This window comes from Jiangella alkaliphila (assembly GCF_900105925.1).
GTDB lineage: Bacteria > Actinomycetota > Actinomycetes > Jiangellales > Jiangellaceae > Jiangella > Jiangella alkaliphila.
This window is the reverse complement of sequence record NZ_LT629791.1, coordinates 4,773,186-4,793,576: the sequence shown is the minus strand read 5'-3', so window position 1 is coordinate 4,793,576 and position 20,391 is coordinate 4,773,186. Positions and strand designations below refer to the sequence as shown.

The 20,391-nt window shown below is 72.2% G+C and carries 15 protein-coding genes; 14 read left to right on the top strand and 1 reads right to left on the bottom strand.

Annotated features, from left to right (window positions below; all coding sequences use genetic code 11):
* Positions 1–24: 24 nt before the first annotated feature.
* From BLV05_RS21885 to BLV05_RS21830, 12 genes are all read left to right on the top strand, one after another.
* Positions 25–1,320 (top strand): ammonium transporter, encoded by a 1,296-nt coding sequence (locus tag BLV05_RS21885; RefSeq protein WP_046770438.1) that lies wholly within the window; start codon positions 25–27, stop codon positions 1,318–1,320.
* A 4-nt stretch (positions 1,321–1,324) separates the two neighbouring features.
* Positions 1,325–1,663: a P-II family nitrogen regulator gene (locus tag BLV05_RS21880; protein WP_046770437.1), complete on the top strand. Its 339-nt coding sequence runs from the start codon at positions 1,325–1,327 to the stop codon at positions 1,661–1,663.
* Positions 1,597–4,071: a [protein-PII] uridylyltransferase gene (locus tag BLV05_RS21875; RefSeq protein ID WP_152690891.1), complete on the top strand. Its 2,475-nt coding sequence runs from the start codon at positions 1,597–1,599 to the stop codon at positions 4,069–4,071. The genes BLV05_RS21880 and BLV05_RS21875 overlap by 67 nt, the downstream gene beginning before the upstream one ends.
* Positions 4,072–4,538: 467 nt before the next feature.
* A complete protein-coding gene (locus tag BLV05_RS35960) occupies positions 4,539–5,003 on the top strand; it encodes a hypothetical protein (protein ID WP_152690890.1) in 465 nt (154 codons plus the stop codon).
* Positions 5,000–6,016 carry a phosphate ABC transporter permease subunit PstC gene (pstC, locus tag BLV05_RS21865; RefSeq protein WP_046770435.1) on the top strand — a complete coding sequence of 339 codons (1,017 nt, stop codon included), beginning with the start codon at positions 5,000–5,002 and terminating at the stop codon, positions 6,014–6,016. The genes BLV05_RS35960 and pstC overlap by 4 nt, the downstream gene beginning before the upstream one ends.
* Before the next feature lie 4 nt (positions 6,017–6,020).
* Positions 6,021–7,319: a phosphate ABC transporter permease PstA gene (gene pstA / locus BLV05_RS21860; protein ID WP_063932594.1), complete on the top strand. Its 1,299-nt coding sequence runs from the start codon at positions 6,021–6,023 to the stop codon at positions 7,317–7,319.
* Positions 7,316–9,088 carry a phosphate ABC transporter substrate-binding protein PstS gene (locus tag BLV05_RS21855; protein WP_197683253.1) on the top strand — a complete coding sequence of 591 codons (1,773 nt, stop codon included), beginning with the start codon at positions 7,316–7,318 and terminating at the stop codon, positions 9,086–9,088. Before pstA ends, BLV05_RS21855 begins: the two co-directional genes overlap by 4 nt.
* Positions 9,085–11,670: a hypothetical protein gene (locus BLV05_RS21850; RefSeq protein ID WP_052762741.1), complete on the top strand. Its 2,586-nt coding sequence runs from the start codon at positions 9,085–9,087 to the stop codon at positions 11,668–11,670. Before BLV05_RS21855 ends, BLV05_RS21850 begins: the two co-directional genes overlap by 4 nt.
* 306 nt (positions 11,671–11,976) lie before the next feature.
* Positions 11,977–13,050, top strand: a complete 1,074-nt coding sequence (locus BLV05_RS21845) for a hypothetical protein (RefSeq protein ID WP_152690889.1) — start codon at positions 11,977–11,979, stop codon at positions 13,048–13,050.
* A 103-nt stretch (positions 13,051–13,153) separates the two neighbouring features.
* Positions 13,154–14,137: a hypothetical protein gene (locus BLV05_RS21840; protein ID WP_052762739.1), complete on the top strand. Its 984-nt coding sequence runs from the start codon at positions 13,154–13,156 to the stop codon at positions 14,135–14,137.
* Positions 14,138–14,244: 107 nt separating this feature from the next.
* On the top strand, positions 14,245–15,720 hold the full coding sequence (locus tag BLV05_RS21835) for a WxL protein peptidoglycan domain-containing protein (RefSeq protein ID WP_052762738.1): 1,476 nt from the start codon (positions 14,245–14,247) through the stop codon (positions 15,718–15,720).
* Positions 15,717–16,679 (top strand): sortase, encoded by a 963-nt coding sequence (locus BLV05_RS21830; RefSeq protein WP_082155473.1) that lies wholly within the window; start codon positions 15,717–15,719, stop codon positions 16,677–16,679. The genes BLV05_RS21835 and BLV05_RS21830 overlap by 4 nt, the downstream gene beginning before the upstream one ends.
* 250 nt (positions 16,680–16,929) lie before the next feature.
* Here BLV05_RS21830 and BLV05_RS21825 read toward each other — a convergent pair whose 3' ends face one another.
* Positions 16,930–17,415, bottom strand: coding sequence for a hypothetical protein (locus BLV05_RS21825; RefSeq protein WP_046770434.1), 486 nt, complete (start codon positions 17,413–17,415; stop codon positions 16,930–16,932).
* Between the two features lie 89 nt (positions 17,416–17,504).
* Between BLV05_RS21825 and BLV05_RS37770 the strand changes: the two genes are divergently transcribed.
* Positions 17,505–18,365 carry an ATP-grasp domain-containing protein gene (locus BLV05_RS37770; RefSeq protein WP_046770433.1) on the top strand — a complete coding sequence of 287 codons (861 nt, stop codon included), beginning with the start codon at positions 17,505–17,507 and terminating at the stop codon, positions 18,363–18,365.
* Between the two features lie 50 nt (positions 18,366–18,415).
* The gene (thrS, locus tag BLV05_RS21815) at positions 18,416–20,389 is read left to right on the top strand and encodes a threonine--tRNA ligase (protein WP_046770432.1); all 1,974 of its coding nucleotides are present in this window, start codon (positions 18,416–18,418) and stop codon (positions 20,387–20,389) included.
* Positions 20,390–20,391 lie beyond the last annotated feature (2 nt).

The following is a 20,391-nucleotide window of genomic DNA, read 5'->3' as shown; positions in this document are numbered from 1 at the left end:
TTCCGACTCGGCTAGGAGCCAACGATGCCCGAACTCAGCGCGGGCGATACCGCGTGGGTGCTCACGAGCGCGGCTCTCGTTCTGCTCATGACCCCTGGACTGGCCTTCTTCTACGGCGGCATGGTGCGCGCCAAGGCCGTCCTCAACATGCTCATGATGAGCTTCCTCTGCCTGGCGATCGTGCCGGTCGTCTGGGTGCTGTGGGGCTACTCGCTGGCGTTCGACGGCAGCAACGGCAACCTCATCGGCGGGCTGGGGAAGTTCGGCCTCGACGGCGTGGGCGTGGACAGCATGGCGGCGGCGCCGATCCCGGAGTTCGCCTTCGTGGCGTTCCAGGCGGTGTTCGCCATCATCACGGTCGCGCTGATCAGCGGCGCGGTCGCGGAGCGTGCGTCGTTCCGGGGGTGGGCGCTGTTCGTGCCGCTCTGGGTGACGATCGTGTACTTCCCGGTCGCCAACTGGGTGTGGGGCGGCGGCTGGATCTTCGACCTCGGCGCGCTGGACTTCGCCGGCGGCACCGTCGTGCACATCAACGCGGGCGCGGCGGGCCTGGCCCTGGCGCTCGTGCTGGGCAAGCGGGTCGGCTGGCCGAAGCAGCCGATGCGGCCGCACAACCTGCCGTTCGTGCTGCTGGGGGCCGGCCTGCTGTGGTTCGGCTGGTTCGGGTTCAACGCCGGGTCGGCGCTGGGCGCGAACGGGCTGGCGTCGGCAGCGTTCGTGAACACCATGGTGGCGACGGCGGCGGCGGTGCTCGGCTGGCTGCTGGTCGACGTCGTGAAGCAGAAGCACTCGACGACGCTGGGTGCGGCGTCCGGCGCGATCGCCGGCCTCGTCGCCATCACGCCGGCCTGCGCGTTCGTCAGCCCGGTCGGCGCGATCGTCATCGGCGTTGTCGCGGGCGCGGTGTGCGCGCTGTGCGTCGGGCTCAAGTACCGGTTCGGCTACGACGACTCGCTCGACGTGGTCGCGGTGCACCTGGTGGGCGGGGTCGTCGGCACGCTGATGATCGGCCTGCTGGCGTCGGCCGACTTCACCGGTGAGGCCGAGGGCCTGTTCTACGGTGGCGGTGTGGATCTGCTCTGGCGGCAGGCGGTGGCCGCGGCCGTCGTCATCGTCTTCTCCTTCGTGGTCGCGTTCGCGCTCGGGAAGATCATCGACCGGACGGTCGGGTTCCGGGTGAGCGAAGAGGAGGAGGTCGACGGCATCGACCTCGGCAGCCACCTCGAGACCGCCTACGAGCTGACCTCGACGTCGGCCGGCCTCACGCGCGCCCAGCCCGCGCCGGCCCCCGTCCGCACCGAGACCACGCAGGGAGCGTGACCCGATGAAGGTCGTCACCGCTGTTATCAAGCCGTTCAAGCTCGACGAGGTCCGCAAGGCGCTGGAGGCGTTCGGCGTCAACGGCATGACCGTCACCGAGGCCAGCGGCTACGGCCGCCAGAAGGGGCACACCGAGGTCTACCGGGGCGCCGAGTACACCGTCGACCTCGTGCCGAAGGTGCGCCTGGAGGTGCTGGTCGACGACCTCGACGTGGACCAGGTGCTGGGGGTCGTCGCCGAGGCGGCCCGGACCGGCAAGATCGGCGACGGCAAGATCTGGGTCACGCCGGCCGAGGCCGTCATCCGGGTGCGCACCGGGGAGACCGGGCCGGACGCGCTCTGAGCACCACCACCGCGCGGTTCGTGGCGCTGCGCCGGGCGATCGTCGACGACGACCGCCTCGGCGCGGCGCAGCGGGCCAAGACGCTGTCCGAGCTGGCCGACGGGTGGCTGGCGCGGCTGTTCGCGGACGTGCCCGACGCGGCGCGGCGCGGGTACGCGCTGGTCGCCGTCGGCGGCTACGGGCGGCGCGAACTGCTGCCCGGCAGCGACCTCGACGTCGTGCTGCTGGTCACCGGCCGCGGCGACCCAGGCGCCGTCGCCGACGCCGTGTTCTATCCGGTGTGGGACGCCGGCCTGGCGCTGGACCACTCGGTCCGCACGCTCGGGCAGGCGCTCGACGTCGCCGCCGACGACCTCAAGGCGGCGCTCGGGCTGATCGACGCAAGGCACGTGGCCGGCGACGAGGCCTTGACGGACGAGCTGCGGGCCGGCGTCCGCGACGGCTGGCGCAAGCAGGCAGCCGTCAGGCTGCCGGAGCTGGCGGCCATGTGCCGCGACCGCGCGGCGAGTGTGGGCGAGCTGGCGCACCTGCTGGAGCCGGACCTCGTCCAGGCCTACGGCGGGCTGCGCGACACGCTCGCGCTGCGGGCGGTGACGGCGTCGTGGATCGCCGACCGCCCGCGCACCGCCGGCGTCGACCTCGCCCGGCAGTGGCTGCTCACCGTCCGCGACGCGCTGCACCGCACGACCGGCCGGCGGCAGGACCGGCTGCTGTTCGAGAACCAGGACGACGTCGCCGCCAAGCTCGGGCTGCCCGACGCCGACCCGCTGCTGCGCCGCGTCGCCGAGGCCGGCCGCAGCATCGCCTACGCCTCCGACGTCACCTGGAGCGACGTCGAGCGGACGCTGGCCGGCCGGAAGCGGCGCGGACGGCGCCAGCAACTGGTCCGCCGCGCGCTGGCCGACGGCGTCGACGAGTACGACGGCGAGGTGGTGCTCGGCCGCGATGCCGACCCGGCGCACGACGCCGTCCTGCCGCTCCGGATGGCCGCCGCCGCGGCGCAGGCCGGCCTGGTGCCCAGCCCGACGACCTTGGCGCGGCTGGCCGGCGAGTGCCCGCCGCTGCCCGAGCCGTGGCCGGCACCGGCCCTCGACGCGCTGGTCAGCCTGCTCGGCGCCGGTCCGGGCATCGTGCCGGTGTGGGACGCGCTGGAGGCGGCCGGGCTGGTGGTGCGCTGGTTCCCGGAGTGGGAACGGATCCGCTACCGCCCCACCCGTACGCCCGTCCACCGGCACACCGTCGACCGGCACCTCGTCGAGACGGCTCTGGTGGCATCGCGGCTGACCCGCCGGGTGGCCCGGCCGGACGTGCTGCTGCTGGCCGCGCTGGTGCACGACCTCGGCAAGGGCGTGCCGGGCGACCACTCCGCGGCGGGCGAGCCGATCGCCGCCGGTCTGGGCCGCCGGGTCGGGCTGAGCGACGACGACGCCGCGACGCTGGGCCGGCTGGTCCGGCACCACCTGCTGCTGCCCGAGACGGCGACCCGGCGCGACCCGGACGACCCGGCCACGCTCGCGGCGGTCGTCGACGCCGTCGGGACGCGCGAGTTCCTCGACCTGCTGGCCTGCCTCACCGAGGCCGACGCCACCGCCGCCGGTCCGATCGCGTGGTCGCCGCTGCGGTCCCGGCTGGTCGGCGACCTGGTCGAGCGGACCCGCCGGGTGCTGGCCGGCGCCCCGCCGCCGGAGCCGGGCCGGCTGACGGCTGAGCAAGCGGCGCTGGCGGCGCAGATCGCGCTGACAGTGGAGCAGACGGTGCCGGCGGAGCGGGACGGGAGCGCCCCGAGGTCCACGTCACTGGCCGTCCAGGTGACCCCGCCGGACGACGCTACAGGGCTGAGCACCGTCACGGTCGTCGCACCGCAGGGCCAGCACGTGCTCGGCGCCGTCGCCGGCGTGCTGGCGCTGCACCGCCTCGACGTCCGGTCCGCCAGCGCGTACACCGCGGGCGCCGCCGTCGTGCTCGTCTGGCGGGTGGTGACGCGCCGGGGCAGCGGCCCGGACGAGGTCAGGCTGCGCGAGGACGTCGCCCGGGCGCTCGGCGGCAGCCTGGGCCTGGGGGAGCGGCTGGCCGCGCGCGCCGCCGAGTGGCGCGGCCGGGTCATCGCACACGCCCGCCCCCAGGTCGAGCTGCTCAGAGACGTCTCGGCGGACGCGACGGTGCTGGAGGTGCGGGCGCACGACGAACCCGGCCTGCTGCACCGGCTCGCGACGGCACTGAGCGGACCGGGCGTCGTCATCCGGTCGGCCGTCGTCGGGACGCTCGGGTCCGAGGCGATCGACGTCTTCTATCTGGTCGACGGGGCCGGCGCACCGTTGGAGGCGGCGGCCGAGGAGACCGCCGTCGCCGCGGCCCGATTCGCGTTGACCGGCGCGACACATGACACGGACGGCGTCGACAAGCCCTAGGGTGTGTCTCCCAAGTCCGTGGCCTACTGCGCGACGCCCAGGCGGCGCCTCGCTGCGTTCTCGTCAGTCGTCATAGAACCCCGCTATGCCTCCTTCCTCGGCCTTGCGAGGCATCCACCTGGACGCCGCTCGCTACGGCCGAGACTTGGGAGACACACCCTAGGCTGCGATCCCATACCGAGTTCCGCTAGTATTCAGGAATTACATCGCCACGATGTAAAGCCAAACCCCAGGTCAGCACTCATCTCGATCTTGGCTGATGAGCTTTCCAGCACCATGACGAATTGTCGCCGGAATGGTCGGGAAAAGAGGTAGATCCTCTTCACTTGGCGCATGTCTGGCGTACACGTTGGCCTGGTTGAGATGCAACACATACCCAGGAGAGTCACCCCCGAAGGCGCGGCTCGCGCCCGAGATCTGACGGATCACCGGCTGTGGCGCGTCTGCCACGTCGAGGGGGTGGCGTGGTGCGGTCGGCTCGATTCATCTTCCTTGCCCTGCACGACCCGGACCGATCGCGCAGTCCCAGCTGGGGCCGCAACAGCGATCCGGCTCCGGCCCGGCGTCCAGGAGCGCCGGCGGTGTGCTTCGCCTGGCTGCTGGCGTCGCCGAACAACCGGGAACTGGGCCGCAGCTTCCGCGTCTGGGACAGCTATGCGGCCGGCCGCTCGGACGTCGGCATCCTGCAGCAGGGCGTCGAGCAGCTCGAGACGTCCATGGCGACCGACACCGCCACCGGCATGTGGACCTGGCGGGTCACGCTGGGGGACCGGCCGGTCGCACGCTCCGGGCGCATGTACCACCGCGAGCGCGAGTGCCGGTACAGCCTGCGGACGTTCCTCGCGGCGGTGCCCGGCGCCCAGTTGGTCGAGGGCGTCCGCCAGGTCGAGGGCCGCGGCCGGCCCGACCGGAGCAGCGTGGGCTCGCTGTGACCGAGGCACCACCCCACGAGGCCGCCGGCGCGGCTGATGGACCGCGCCGGCTGACCACGGTCACCGGCCGGTCCGACCAGATCTTCGGCGGCGTGTCGCGGCTGGCCGGGTTCGTCGTCCTCGCCGTCATGTCGCTGGTCGGCCTGTTCCTGCTGTACCGCGGCTGGCAGGCGCTGTCGGCCGACGGCGTCCGCGCCTTCGTCACGACGCGGACCTGGGAGCCCGACTCGCACAACTTCGGCATCGCCGCCGTGCTGGTGCTGACCATCATGATCGCGCTGGTCGCGATCACGATCGCGGTGCCGCTGGCGACCGGGGCCGCGCTGTACATCTCCGAGTACGCGCCGCGGCGGTTCAAGCAGACGCTGATCAGCATGGTCGACCTGATGGCCGCGGTGCCGAGCATCGTCTACGGCATCTGGGGCGTCTACCTGCTGCAGCCGCACGTCATCGGGCTGTCGCGGTGGCTGGCGACCTGGCTGGACTGGATCCCGTTCCTCCAGGTCGACGCGTTCGACCCGGACGACCCGCTGCTGTCGATGTCGGTCTTCACGGCGTCGACGTTCATCGCCGGCATCGTCGTGGCGCTGATGATCACCCCGATCATCTGCTCGATCATGCGCGAGGTGTTCTCGCAGGCCCCGCCCGGCGAGCGGGAGGGCGCGTACGCACTGGGCGCCACCCGATGGGGGATGATCCGCTCCGTCGTGCTGCCGTTCGGGACCGGCGGCATGATCGGCGGGTCGATGCTCGGCCTCGGCCGGGCGCTCGGTGAGACGATCGCCGTCTACCTGATCATCTCGCCGGTCTTCGAGATCCAGACCAACATCCTGCAGACCGGGTCGAACTCGATCTCGGCGCTGATCGCGCTGCGGTTCGGCGAAGCCACCGAGTTCGGCATGTCGGCCCTCATGGCGGCCGGCCTGACGCTGTTCCTCATGACGCTGGTCGTGAACTTCGCGGCCTCGTCGATCGTGGCGCGCACCCGGTCCGGAGCGGCGAGCGAGGCGTGAACCGATGACCGTCACCACCATGCCCGAGTCCGCTCCCGGCGAGGTCACCACGGCCGACGCCCCGGCGACGACGGAACGGCCGCCGCAGCTGCCGCCGGCTCAGAGCGAGGCCCTGCGCCGGACGTCGCCGCTGCGCCGCACCGACATCCTGGCGCTGATCGGGTCGGCGATCGCCGCGCTCGCCGTCACCACCTTGTTCTTCTCGCTGCTGACGCCGTTCGACGGCGTGATCGGCTACGTGGTCGTCGCCTACGTGCTGTTCCTCGCGTTCTACGCGCTGCTGGTGTCGTACGACGAGAGCGGCCCGGCCGTGCGCGACCGGCTGTCGACGGTCGTCATGCACAGCGCCGCGATCGTGGTGCTGACGGCGCTGGTCTCCGTCGTCGCGTTCACGTTCTGGCGCGGCCGCGAGCCGATGACGCACTGGAACTTCTACACGCAGGACCTGCGCGCCGCCGGGCCGCTGGAGGGCCTCGAGGTCGGCGGCGTCCTGCACGGCATGGCCGGCACGCTGATCATGATCGCCATCGCGATCGTCATCACGGTGCCGCTGGGGCTGGTCTGCGCGGTGTTCCTCAGCGAGTTCCCGGGCCGCTACAGCCGGTTCGTCCGCACCATCGTCGAGGCGATGACCGCGCTGCCTTCGATCGTCGCCGGCCTGTTCATCTACGCGACGGTGGTGGTGACGCTCGGGCTCGGCTTCTCCGGGTTCGCCGCCGCCCTGGCGCTGTCGGTGATGATGCTGCCGATCGTCATCCGCGCCGCCGACGTCGTACTGCGGCTGGTGCCGGGGACGCTCAAGGAGGCCTCTTACGGGCTGGGCGCCGGGCACTGGCGCACCGTCTGGCACGTGACGCTGCCGACCGCGCGGTCCGGCCTGACGACGTCGGTCATCCTCGGCACCGCGCGCGGCATCGGCGAGACGTCACCGGTGCTGCTCACCGCCGGCATGACGACCCACCTCAACCTCAACCCGCTCGAGGGCCCGATGGTGTCGCTGCCGCTGCTCACGTTCGACCTGGTGCGCTCGCCGGAGCCGGCCTACATCTCGCGCGGCTTCGGCGCCGCCGCGCTGCTGATGATCATCGTGCTGGCCCTGTTCGTCGCCGCCCGCATCGTCGGCGGCCGCGGCCCGGGCCAGCTGACCCGACGGCAGCAGCGGCGGCGCATGGCCGCCTCGCGCCGTGAGGCCGGGCGGTACGCCGATCGCGACCGCCGGCACGCTCTCCCGACCGGACCGGGCGAGAACAGCATCGACGGCCTGCCCGAGTCCGGTGCGGGCGAGCCGGGAGGATCGCGATGAGGTTCGGGATGCTGGCGCGGGTCGCGGGGGCCCTCGCCGCCACGGCGCTGATCGGCGCCGCGGTGCTGTCGGGCGCAAGCCCGGCGACCGCCGAGACCGGGTACACGACGGTGAGCGGGTCGGGCTCGACGTGGAGCCAGAACGCGATCGCGCAGTGGGCGCGCAACGTCCACCAGTACGGCCTGACGATCAACTACTCGGGCGTCGGCTCGTCGGCCGGGCGCCAGCAGTTCGGCCAGGGCTCGGTCGACTTCGCCGTCTCCGAGATCCCGTACGGCCTGCGCGACACCGGCACCCAGAACTCCGACCCGCCGCCGGCGCGGAGCTACCGGTACATGCCGATCGTCGCCGGCGGCACCGCGCTGATGTACAACCTGTCGATCGGCGGCGAGCGGGTGACGAACCTGCGGCTGTCCGGCGAGGTCATCACGAAGATCTTCACCGGCGTCATCACGATGTGGAACGATGCCGAGATCCGCGAGGACAACCCGCAGCTCGCGCTGCCGGCCCGCCGGATCGTCCCGGTCGTCCGCTCCGACGGCTCCGGCACGTCGGCGCAGTTCTCCATGTGGATGTCCTCGGAGTACGGCGCGCTGTGGAACGACTACTGCGAGCGGGTCGGACGCGACACCCCGTGCGGGCAGACGTCGTACTACCCGACGGTCGACGGCATGGTGGCGCAGTCGGGCTCCAACAACGTCGCCGGCTACGTCGCCCAGGCGCACAACGAGGGCGCCATCACCTACGTGGAGTACTCGTACGCGCTGAACGCCGGGTTCCCCGTGGTGAAGGTGCTCAACCGGTCCGGCTACTACGTCGAGCCGACGCCGTACGCCGTCGCCGTGGGCCTGCTGGGCGCACAGATCGAGGACGACGACCCCGAGTCGGAGACCTACCTCACCCAGAACCTCACGAACGTGTACCGCAACGCCGACGAGCGCGCCTACCCGATGTCGTCGTACTCCTACATGATCATCCCGGATGAGATCGAGTACGGCTTCAACGAGGACAAGGGCCTCACGCTCGGCGACTTCGCCTACCACTTCCTCTGCGAGGGCCAGAACGCCGCGCCCTCGCTCGGCTACTCGCCGCTGCCGATCAACCTGGTCGAGGCCGGGTTCGCGCAGGTCCGCGAGATCCCGGGAGCGCGGACGGCGCAGCTCAACGTCGCCGACTGCAACAACCCGACGTTCTCGACCGACGGTTCGAACACGCTGGCCGAGATCGCGCCGTACCCGGCGGACTGCGACAAGCAGGGCCCGGTGCAGTGCGCGACCGGCACCGGCGGCGCGGGTCCCGGCGGTGACGAGGGCGGCGACGAAGGAGGCGGCGGTGACGCCAGCGGTGCGACCGGGGCGGACGGCGGTGGCGCCGAGGGCGGCACCGCCACCGGAGCCGAGGGCGGGACGGCGGCCGGTGACGGGGGCGCCGCCGAGAGCGGTGCCGAGGGCGCGACCAGTGGAGACACCGCCGGCGCCGAGGGTGCGGCCGACACCGGCACGGACACCGGCGACGGCGGCGCGGTGGACCGCGCGCCCGTCGTCGACCCGGACACCGGCGAGATCATCGCCGGCGCCGACTCCGGCACCGACGCCGGGGGAGACGGCGACCCGAACGCCGCCAACGTCCCGACCGTCATGGCCGCCGCGAGCGGCTGGGGGCTGCCGCAGACCCTGATGCTGATCGCCGGCCTGTCGCTGCTCGTCGTCATCGTCGCTCCACCACTGGTGCTGCGCGCGCTGCGTCAGCACCCCGGGAGCACGTCGTGACGAGGATCCTCTGGACCCGGCTGGCCGCCGGTCTGATGCTGTTCGGCCTGGCGGTCACGCTGCTCGTGCTCGGCCCGCCGCGCGAGGTGGCGCAGGCGGCCGAGGACGAGCCGACCGAGTCGGCCGTGACGGTCAGCGGCGGCGAAGGGCCCTACGACGACTTCTCCGACCTGCGGGTCACGGTGTCGCAGACGCGGAACCTCACCACGCAGGGCATCACGATCAGCTGGACCGGCGGCGCGCCCACGGCGCCGGCGAAGACGTTCGAGTCGAACTTCGTGCAGATCATGCAGTGCTGGGGCGAGCCGGACGACCCGAACCTGCGCGAGACCTGCCAGTTCGGCGGCGGCGTCGAGCAGCCGCTCAACGTCAACCAGGGTCTCGGCGCGGAGACCGGCCGGCGCAGTGTCCAGGTGGACGACCCCATCGAGACCTACGAAGGCATCCCCGCCGGCGGTGTGGCCCGGCTGCCGTTCCGGTCCGCGCGCGGCGGGCTCTACTACCCGACCGAGGACTCGTCGGGCGGCCAGGAAGAGCTGCCGGACGGGTTCGACGGACGCCTCTCCGAGCTGTTCACCATCAACACCACCAACGAGATCCCGTGGGCCGTCACCGCCGGCGACGGCACCGGCCGCGTGACGATGTGGCTGCAGACGGACAAGGAGTCGCCGCACCTCGGCTGCGGCCGGGTCACCGAGGCCGCACCGGACGGGCAGCGGTGCACGCTGGTCGTCGTCCCGCGCGGGACGCACAACGTGGACGGCACCGACCCGTCGTCGGCGATCAACAGCTCGCCGCTGTCGGCGTCCAACTGGGCCGCGCGCATCGTCGTCCCGCTCGAGTTCGAGCCGCTGGGCGGGTACTGCCCGCTCGGCGCCGTGCAGACCCCCACGGTCGGCACCGAGCTGGTCGCCGAGGCCATGACGTCGTGGCAGCCGGCGCTGTGCGACGACGAGGTGACGTACGGGTACTCGTCCACGGGCGACCTCGAGGCCGTCAACCAGCTGCTCAGCGGCTTCGACGGCGCGCCCGGCCTGGCCTTCACCATGGACCCGGTGGTCGGCGCCGAGGGCGACCCGGCGATCGTCCACGCGCCCATGGCGATCTCCGGCCTGACCATCGCGCTGCAGATCGACGTCAACCCCAAGCTGTTCGCGTCGCCCGAGGTCGAGGCGCTGTGGGGCACCCAGGTCGACGAGCTCAAGCTGACGCCGCGGCTGGTGGCGAAGCTGCTCACGCAGTCGTACCAGGCCGACGTGCCGGGCGGCGGCGGAGGCGGGCTGGAACACCTCAGCAGCGGCGACGGCGTCGAGAACCCGATCTACATCACCTACGACCCGGAGTTCGTCGAGCTCAACCCGATCTTCGCGAACTTCCCGACGTCGGCCAGCGGCCCGAAGGGCCTGATGGTGACGCTGGGCAACGCGGCGTCCAACCGCGAGGTCTGGCGGTGGATCCTCGCCGACGAGGAGGCCAGGGACTGGCTCGGCGGCGAGCCGGACGAGCACGGCATGATCGTCAACCCCACCTACGAGGTACTCGGCCTGGACGAGACGGCGCCGCTGAACTTCCCGAAGTCCGACCCGGCCTGCGACCGTCCGCCCAACGCGCCCGAGGACCAGCTCTACTGCTCGCTGGACCTGCGGCCCTACATGGGCAGCAACAGCGAGGTGGCGCAGCGGGTGCTCCGGGCGCACGTGCCGGACCGGACGGTGTGGCAGGACCAGAACCCGCCGTTCGGCTACATCGCGGCGCCGCCGCGCACGGTCGGCAAGCGGTGGACCATCGGCCTCACCGACACCGCGTCGTCGGCGCGGTACGGCCTGTACGTGGCCAGCCTGCGCAACCAGGCCGGCGAGTTCGTCGCGCCCACGCAGGAGAGCCTCATCGCCGGCGTCGAGGCGATGGTGGACAGCGACGTGCCCGGCGTGCTGGAGATCGACCCGGAGGCGGCCGACCCGGACGCCTATCCGCTCACCATGGTCACCTACGGCGCCGTCCGCGTCGACCAGGAGCCGGAGGCGCTGACCAACTACGCCCGCCTGCTCGAGTACGCGGCCGGCGAGGGGCAGCAGCCCGGGTCGCAGCGCGGCCAGCTGCCGAAGGGATACGTGCCGCTGCCGGCCGACCTGCGCGAGCAGACCCAGCAGGCGGCGGCGGAGCTCGAGGCGCTCGCCTCGGCCACATCGACGCCCACGCCGACTCCGACGCCCACCGCGACCACACCGCCGCCCGGGCCGGGTCCCGGGGGCGGTCCCGCTCCGCTCCCGTCGGGCGACGGCCCGCCGCTGGTCCCGAACGTGCCGCAGGGGCCCGGCGACGACTTCTTCCCGCCGCCCCCGGACGACAGCGGCCCGAGCGCGTCGCCGTCGCCGGGAGCGCCCGTGCCGGCTCCGAGCCCGACGCCGTCGCCGACACCGACGGAGACGTCCACGCCGGTCGCGCGGTCGAGCAGCACCCCGGGCACCGACGCGGGGATAGCGCCGTATGTGCTCATGGTGGCGCTGCTCATCGGGGCGGCGGCCGCCGTCGCCGGACCGGCCCTGACAAAGCTCGGCGCGCGATTCACCGGAGCGGCCTGAACAAAGTCACCTGGGGGAGAGAACATGGGCGGAATCGACGACTGAAGAGCGGCTGCCGGAAATGCCGCAAAACGTTGCTGCACCCATTGTGAGCTGCACATTCGTTCCCGATACGAGTCATTCATCTGGCGTAAACGTTGGCGAGAGGTAGCCGCCCCAACGTTTCCGTGCCGTCTCTCGTTCGCCCCGGAAGATCACGCCACTATCGAATCGAAATGCCCAGTAGTACATCCCTGTGGAAAGGGGAGCAATTCAGTGAAGCGTCAGAATCTCGCCCGTGTGGGCGCCGCGCTGGGGGCCGCTGTCATGGCTCTCGGTCTCGCGGTCGGCCCGGCGTCGGCTGACCCGGACCCGGTGACCGACTACCGCCAGCTGGCCGGTGCCGGTTCCGACACGACCCAGGACGTGCTCAACGGCCTGGGCCTCGCCGTCGGCGGCGGTGACGTGATCGCGTCGTGGGACGCCCGCGGCACGGCCACGATCACCACCAAGGCCCCGGCTCAGAACGCGAACTGCCAAGCCATCGTCCGCCCGAACGGCTCCGGCCAGGGCCGGACGGCGCTGCGGGCGTCCGAGGGCGACGGTCAGTGGAACGGCCGGAACATCACGGGCTGCATCGACTTCGCGCGGTCCTCCAGCGCGCCGTCGAGCCCGAGCACGACCGGCAACTACACCTACATCCCGTTCGGTGTGGACGCGATGACCTACGCGGTGCACAGCAACGCCGTCAGCGACCTCGGCTTCCCGACGAACCTGACGCGGCGCCAGCTCGAGGGCATCTACAAGTGCGTCATCACGCGGGTGAACGGCATCGAGGTCAACCCGCTGCTGCCGCAGTCGGGCTCGGGCAGCCGCGCCTTCTGGCTGTCGCAGGTCGACATCCTCGAGGACGAGCTGTCGTCGTACCCGTGCATCGACCAGCGGAACAACACCATCCAGGAGCACGACGGCCGCGTACTGCAGTGGGACCTGGACGACAACACCGCTGACATCGTGCCGTTCTCGGTGGGCCAGTACATCGCGCAGGGCAACGCGGGCGAGACGCACGGCGGTGTCCTGATCGACGTCGAGAACCGCCGCGGCAGCGCGGTCCTCGGCCGCATCAACGGCGTGGCGCCGACCACCGGCCCGGTGGCCGACCCGGTGCTGAACACCACCTTCCCGATCGTGCGGGACGTCTACAACGTCGTCCCGACGCACGACATCGAGGGTGGCGCGCCCGATGCCGCCATCGTCAGCACCTTCGTGGGCGCCAACTCGGCGGTCTGCCAGGCCCGGGCAGTCGTCGAGGCCTTCGGCTTCGGTTTCCGGACCACGTCGGTTCCCGGTGACCCGCTGAAGCTCTCCTGCGGCGCCACCACCCTGCGCGCCAACAGCTGACGCGCGGCCGCACAGACCCTCGCGGGCGCGCCAGGACGGGCGCCCGCGAGTGGGGCCGGCACGGGGCCGGCCCCGACCATCACCTTCGAAGGGAAGGTATGTCATGCACATGTCGAAGAGGGCGCTGGCGCTCGCGGCCACCTCGGTGGTCGTCGGCGTTGTCGGTGCCGGCCTCGCGGCCGCTCCGGCGAACGCGGCTGTGCTCGGCGACGTCACGTTCTCGGCGTCCAGCGGCAGCATCAACGACGGCCCGTTCCTCGAGTGGGCGCGGTCCTCCGGCCCGTGCCCGACGGCGTTCTCGCAGGGCGCCTCGCTCGACGTCGTCATCGACGTCAACGGCAACGGCTCCATCGACCTCGAGAACGAGCGCTTCTCGCTCGGCCCGACCCTGAATGAGGGCGGTTACGACACGGTCCCGTTCATCCAGGTCAACGGCATCGCGGGCACCGCCCGGACGCTCGAGACCCGGCTGCAGGGCCGCAAGGGCACCTTCGAGATCCGCATCAGCTGCCTCTCGGAGCAGTTCACCACCTCGCCCGACTATTACCGGACCGAGATCATCGTCGAGGGCGACACGTGGCGCCTCAACGAGGACGTCGACCCGGAGCCGGTCGAGGGCACGCAGGAGATCACCACCACCGTCGAGCAGGGCGAGGGCCAGCTCACCATGACGATCGGCGACGACGCGCAGGTCACCCTGCCGGCGCCGCAGCTCGATGGTGACCGGCTGTCGTCCGAGGGCGACCTCGACCCCGTCACGGTCAGCGACACCCGTGCGGGTGCGCCCGGCTGGGACACCACCGCCCAGGTGAGCGAGTTCTCGACGGGGTCCGCCGCGTTCGAGGGCAAGTACCTCGGCTGGACCCCGGCGGTCGTCTCGTCGACGGCCACCGGTGTCGTCGCCGGCGCCACGGTCGCCCCCGGCTTCAGCGAGGGCACCGGTCTCTCGGAGCCGCGTCAGCTCGCTGGCGCGCCCGCGGGCAGCGGTACCGGTTCGTCGCAGCTGGGCGCGGGTCTCTCACTGGAGATCCCGTCCGACACCGCGGCCGGCACCTACACCGCCACGCTGACCCTGACCACGATCTGAGTTCGATCGGGCCGGTCGTCAGCACGCCCGGGGGTGGATCCGGCACGTCGCCGGGTCCACCCCATGGGTGCGTGTGCGGCCCGGTGAACAGAATTGGAGCACCTGCGATGGCCAGAGCCCTTCGCGCCAACCCGTCCCGGTCGCGCCCCGGTCGTCTCGCCGGGGCGCTCGCTGCCGTTCTGGCCTCTGCCGCGGTCGTCGCGGCACCGGCAGCAGCCGAACCCACGCCGACGCCCACCCCGTCCGCACCCGCCGAGGAGCCCGCCGCGGGCTCGGTCAGCTGGTCCGTCCAGCCGTCGTCCGCGAGCGGCCCGGACGGCCGGACCTCCTTCACCTACGAGCTCGACCCCGGCGCGACCGTCTCCGACGTCGTCCGGGTGAACAACTTCAGCGACACCCCGCAGGTCTTCCGCGTCTACTCGCAGGACGCGATCAACACCCCGGAGGGCAGTTTCTCGCTGCTGGAGGGGACCGAGACGCCGGTCGACGTCGGGCTGTGGGCGGCGGTGAGCCATGACGGGGTCGAGGTGCCGCCCGGCGGCTTCGTCGACCTGCCGTTCACGCTGACGGTGCCGGCCAACGCGACGCCGGGCGACCACGCCGGCGGCATCGTCGCGTCGCTCACCGACGTCGTCACCGAGGAGAACGACAACCAGGTCCTGGTCGAGAACCGCGTCGGGACCCGCATCTACCTGCGCGTCGGCGGCGAGCTGGCGCCGTCGGTGCGTATCCAGGCGGTGTCCGCGTCCTTCTCCAGCGGCTGGGTGCCGTTCACCGGCGGCGACCTGAGCGTCACCTACGAGCTGGAGAACACCGGCAACGTTCGGCTGACCGGGTCGCAGCTGGTCGACGTCGAGGGGCCGCTGGGCGTCGGGCTGGCGTCCGTCCATCCGGACGACCTGCCCGAGCTGCTGCCCGGCCAGAAGTACACCGTCACGACCGAGGCGAGCGGCGTGCAGCGGCTCGGCCGGGTGAGCGCCCGGGTGTCGATCGACCCGGCGTCGCTGAACGTGCCCGAAGGCAGCCCGGAGCCGCCGGACGTGTCCGGCGTCGCGTCGGTGTGGGCGGTGCCGTGGCCAGAGCTGGTCCTGCTGCTGGTCGTCGTCGCGGTGCTGCTGTTGCTGCGCCGCCGGTCGCGTGGGCGTCGCCGGCGGGCGGCGGACGCGATCGCGGCGGCGGAGGCGCGTGGCCGGGCCGCGGCGGCCGCTGAGCTGCAGGCGCCGCAGGCTCAGCGGGTGATCGCGGTGGTCGTCGCGGGTGTGCTGGCGCTGGTGGGTCTTCTTGCGCCCGCCGCGGTGGCGAGCGAGGACCCGCCCGGGCCGGGCGAGATGGACGTGACGGTCACGGTGCCGTCGCCCTCGCCGACGGGGTCCGACACCGGAGCGGAGCCGGGGTCGGAGTCCGGCGGCGCCGGTGGGGCCGCGGGCGGTGCCGGCGAGTCGGGCGACGAGGACGGCGGGCCGGGGGAGCACCCGCCGACCGGCGCCGACGTCGCAGGCTGGGTCCTGGTCGGCGGGCTGCTGGTGGTGTTCGGCACGCTGATGGTGCGGTCGATGCGGCGCACGGGGGAGGCCGCGGCATGAGCGCCCCGCCGGACGTCCCGGTGGCACCGGCTCCACCCGCGCCGCCGTCGAGGCTGCCGCCCGTGCAGCCGCCGGTGATGCCGTCGGTCCCGCCGGTGGTCTCGTCGGGCATCGGCGAGGCGCTACGGCTGCCCGGCCTGGCGCTGACGATCGTCGCCGTGCTGCTGCTCGGCTTCGTCGCGCAGCTCGGCCTGTTGTCGCAGCTGGGGCACGAGCGGGCGCAGGAGCTGGCGTTCGACGAGTTCCGGGTGCAGCTCGCCGACGGCACGGCGCCGATCGGCCAGCTGAACGCGGACGACGAACTATGGCCGCTGGGGACGGCGATGGCGGTGCTGGAGATCCCGGCCCTCGACCTGCACGAGGTGGTCTTCGAGGGCACGACGTCGAGCGTCCTGCAGGACGGCCCTGGTCACCGCCGCGACACCGTGCTCCCTGGGCAGGCCGGCACCAGCGTGATCCTGGCCCGCCAGGCGACCTACGGCGGCCCGTTCGGGCGGCTGGACCTGCTGCAGCCGGGCGAACCGTTCACCGTCACCACCGGCCAGGGGGCGCACACCTACCACGTGACCGGCGTGCGCCGCGAGGGCGATCCGCAGCCGCCGCCGCTCGCTGCCGACGGCGGGCGGTTGACGCTGGTCACGGCCGGCGGTGATCCGTTCCGGCCCGACGACGTGCTGCGGGTCGATGCCGAGCTGGTCAGCGACCCCGTGCCGACGCCGTCGCGGCCGTTCCGGTCCGCGGATCTGCCGGAGCAGGAGCAGGCGATGAAGGGTGAGCCGGGCGGCTGGGTACCGGTGATGCTGTGGGCCCAGGGGATCGCGGTCGCCGCCGTCGGCGTGGCGTGGGCGACGGTTCGATGGGGGAAGGCGCAGGCGTGGACGGTGGGTGTGCCACTGCTCGGGGGCTTGGGGATCGGGTTGGCCGACGCCGTGGCCGTACTGCTGCCGAATCTGATGTGACGTTGGTCCAGCCCCCTGCTGCTCTCCATTGTCGGGGCGCCCCGGGCGCGGATCGAGGCTCGTCACTCGCCGCGGGTGCACCTCACCCGTCTGAGGTACCGGTTGCGGGTCCATTCCGGTCGCGGTGCGATCGTCTGGCGGGTGAGGTGCGGTCTAGGCGAGCGAGGTACACCCAGGAAAGCGCTCGCCCGCCCTCGCTCCCGTGATCATCGACCTTTTGGGCTGGTATCACGTCGCAAAAGGTTGATGATCATGGGGTGGGGCGGTCGGAGTAGCGGCGGCGGCGGACGCGGTAGACGGGCTTGGGGAGGGGGCGGCCGCCGGGGAGCTCGTCGGCGCGGCGGCCGCTGATCAGCTGGTAGGCGATCGGCCCGGCCACGGGGAGGCCGACGATCGAGACGACGACGGCGACGATCGTCGTCAGGCCGTTGGGGAAGACGAGGCCGGCCAGCCAGATGAGGCCGCCGGCGAACGTCGCGTAGATGACGGCGCCCAGGGTGGTCGCGCCGGCGGCGGCGAGGATCACCTTGCGCACGGACCACGACGACTGGTTGTTCACGGCCATGAGGAGCAGGCCGGGCAGCATGCCGACCGCCAGTCCGCCGATCGACGCCGGGACGATCCAGGCGGGCTCGATGTCGAGCAGGCCGGAGTCGCGGGCCGCCATGCCGGCGAAAGCCCCACCGGCCGCCGCGCCGCCGATGAACAGGACGAGGCCCAGCACAGTCACGACCACGGGCGGCGAGTCTACGAGGCTCCTCGGTGTCAGTATCGACGGGTATCGTCGGGCCTGTCGCCTGCGAAGACACCGGAAGGAGCCGAACCATGCCTCGTGTCGCCCTGGTCACCTGCGCGGAGCTGCCCGACCTCGACACAGACGACCAGCTGGTGGTCGAGCCGCTGCGGTCGCTCGGCGTCGACGTCGAGACGCCGGTGTGGGACGACCCCGCCGTCGACTGGGCGGCGTTCGACCTGGCCGTGCTGCGCAACCCGTGGGACTACGCCCGCCGCCGCGAGCAGTTCCTCGCCTGGGCGCACGCGGTGCCGCGGCTGCTGAACCCGGTGAAGGTGGTCGAGTGGAACACCGACAAGGTGTACCTGCGCGAGCTGGCCGCCGCCGGGCTGCCGGTCGTCCCCACCACCTGGCTCACGGCCGGCGACGCCGCCGACCTGCCGCACGAGGGCGAGTACGTCGTCAAGCCGTCGGTCAGCGCGGGGTCGGCCGACACCGGCCGCTACGACCTCGCCGACGACGCGCAGCGGGCCCTCGCCGTCGCGCAGGTGGAGAAGCTGGTGGCGCGCGGGTCCACCGTCATGCTGCAGCCGTACCTCAGCGCCGTCGACACCGCCGGCGAGACCGCCATGCTGCACATCGGCGGCGCGTTCAGCCACGCCATCCGCAAGGGCGCCTTGCTCGACGGGCCCGACCTGCGCGACGGGCAGCCGCTGTGGAGCGAGCAGATCGAGCCGCGCGAGCCGACGGCCACCGAGACGGAGCTGGCCCGGCGCACGCTCGACGCCATCCCGGGCAGCGACGCCCTGCTGTACGCCCGCGTCGACACCATCCCGGGCCCCGACGGCGCGCCCGTCATCCTCGAGGTCGAGCTGACCGAGCCGAGCCTGTTCCTGGCCACGTCGCCCGGCGCGCCGGAACGCCTGGCGCGGGCGATCGTCGCCCGCATCTAGCCGGTAGCATCGACCCGGCCCAGAACACCCACAGCAACCGAGGAGCAGTCGTGTCCGAACAGATCCGTATCGTCGTCGCCGGGAGCGAGCGACAGGTCGATGCGGGCACGACGGCGGCCAGCCTATTCGCCGACGACCCCACGGTCATCGCGGCGCGGGTCGGCGGGACGCTGGTCGACCTCGCCCGGGTGCTGGCCGACGGCGACGACGTCGAGCCGGTCGAGATCAGCTCGCGCGACGGCCACGACATCCTGCGCCACTCGACGGCGCACGTCATGGCGCAGGCGGTGCAGGCGCTGTACCCCGAGGCCAAGCTGGGCATCGGCCCGCCGGTCGAGAACGGCTTCTACTACGACTTCGACGTCGCCGAGCCGTTCACCCCCGACGATCTCAAGAGCATCGAGAAGAAGATGCAGCAGATCGTCAAGGAGCGGCAGTCGTTCGTCCGCCGCCCGGTCAGCGACGACGAGGCCCGCGCCGAGCTGGCGGCCGAGCCGTACAAGCTCGAGCTCATCGGCCTCAAGGGCGGCAGCGCCGAGCAGGCCGCCGAGGGTGCGTCCGCCGAGGTCGGCGGCGCCGAGCTGACCATCTACGACAACGTGAAGCCCGACGGCGAGCCGGCCTGGAAGGACCTCTGCCGCGGCCCGCACCTGCCCACCACCCGCAACATCCCGGCGTTCAAGCTGATGCGCGTCGCCGCCGCCTACTGGCGCGGCAGCGAGAAGAACCCGCAGCTGCAGCGCATCTACGGCACCGCCTGGGAGAGCCGCGACGCGCTCAAGGCCTACCTCGACCGCCTCGCCGAGGCCGAGCGGCGCGACCACCGCAAGCTCGGCCGCGAGCTGGACCTCTACAGCTTCCCCGACGAGCTGGGCTCCGGCCTGCCGGTGTTCCACCCCAAGGGCGGCGTCATCAAGCGCGAGATGGAGGACTACGTCCGCCGCCGGCACCTGGAGGAGGGCTTCCAGTACGTCGGCACGCCGCACATCACCAAGCAGGGCCTGTTCGAGACCTCCGGGCACCTGCCGTACTACGCCGACGGCATGTTCCCGCCCATGGAGCTGGAGGGCAGCTCGTATTACCTCAAGGCGATGAACTGCCCGATGCACAACCTGATCTTCCGCTCCCGCGGCCGGTCCTACCGCGAGCTGCCGCTGCGGCTGTTCGAGTTCGGCTCGGTGTACCGGTACGAGAAGTCCGGCGTGGTGCACGGGCTCACCCGGGTGCGCGGCATGACGCAGGACGACTCGCACTCGTACGTCACCCAGGAGCAGGCCGCCGACGAGATCAAGCACCTGCTGAGCTTCGTGCTCGGCCTGCTCAAGGACTTCGGGCTGGACGACTACTACCTCGAGCTGTCCACCCGCGACCCCGAGTCCGACAAGTTCATCGGCACCGACGAGCAGTGGGAGGTCGCCACCCGCACGCTCGAGGAGGTCGGCAAGGCCTCCGGCCTCGAGCTGGTCCCCGACCCGGGCGGCGCCGCCTACTACGGCCCGAAGATCTCGGTGCAGATCCGCGACGCCATCGGGCGCAGCTGGCAGATGTCGACCATCCAGCTCGACTTCAACCAGCCGGCCCGGTTCGAGCTGGAGTACCAGGCCGCCGACGGGTCGCGGCAGCAGCCGGTCATGATCCACTCGGCGAAGTTCGGCTCCATCGAGCGGTTCATCGGCGTGCTGGTCGAGCACTATGCGGGCGCGTTCCCGCCCTGGCTGGCCCCGGTGCAGGCGGTCGGCATCCCGATCGCCGACGAGCACGTGCCGTACCTCGAGACCGTCGCGGCGAAGCTGCGTGACGCGGGCATCCGGGTCGAGGTCGACGACTCCGACGACCGCATGCAGAAGAAGATCCGCAACGCGCAGAAGCAGAAGATCCCGTTCATGCTGATCGCCGGTGACGACGACGTCGCCAAGGACGCGGTCTCCTTCCGCTACCGCGACGGCAGCCAGAAGAACGGCGTGCCGGTCGACGACGCGGTCGCCGAGATCGCCGACGCCGTCCGCCGCCGCGTGCAGGTCTGACC

What these genes read in the sequence shown, in the direction of transcription:
- BLV05_RS21885 (WP_046770438.1), top strand. Translation starts at nt 25, where the DNA reads ATGCCCGAACTCAGCGCGGGCGATACCGCGTGGGTGCTCACGAGCGCG.
- BLV05_RS21880 (WP_046770437.1), top strand. Translation starts at nt 1,325, where the DNA reads ATGAAGGTCGTCACCGCTGTTATCAAGCCGTTCAAGCTCGACGAGGTC.
- BLV05_RS21835 (WP_052762738.1), top strand. Translation starts at nt 14,245, where the DNA reads ATGGCCAGAGCCCTTCGCGCCAACCCGTCCCGGTCGCGCCCCGGTCGT.
- pstA (WP_063932594.1), top strand. Translation starts at nt 6,021, where the DNA reads ATGACCGTCACCACCATGCCCGAGTCCGCTCCCGGCGAGGTCACCACG.
- BLV05_RS21840 (WP_052762739.1), top strand. Translation starts at nt 13,154, where the DNA reads ATGCACATGTCGAAGAGGGCGCTGGCGCTCGCGGCCACCTCGGTGGTC.
- BLV05_RS21855 (WP_197683253.1), top strand. Translation starts at nt 7,316, where the DNA reads ATGAGGTTCGGGATGCTGGCGCGGGTCGCGGGGGCCCTCGCCGCCACG.
- BLV05_RS21845 (WP_152690889.1), top strand. Translation starts at nt 11,977, where the DNA reads ATGGCTCTCGGTCTCGCGGTCGGCCCGGCGTCGGCTGACCCGGACCCG.
- BLV05_RS37770 (WP_046770433.1), top strand. Translation starts at nt 17,505, where the DNA reads ATGCCTCGTGTCGCCCTGGTCACCTGCGCGGAGCTGCCCGACCTCGAC.
- BLV05_RS21830 (WP_082155473.1), top strand. Translation starts at nt 15,717, where the DNA reads ATGAGCGCCCCGCCGGACGTCCCGGTGGCACCGGCTCCACCCGCGCCG.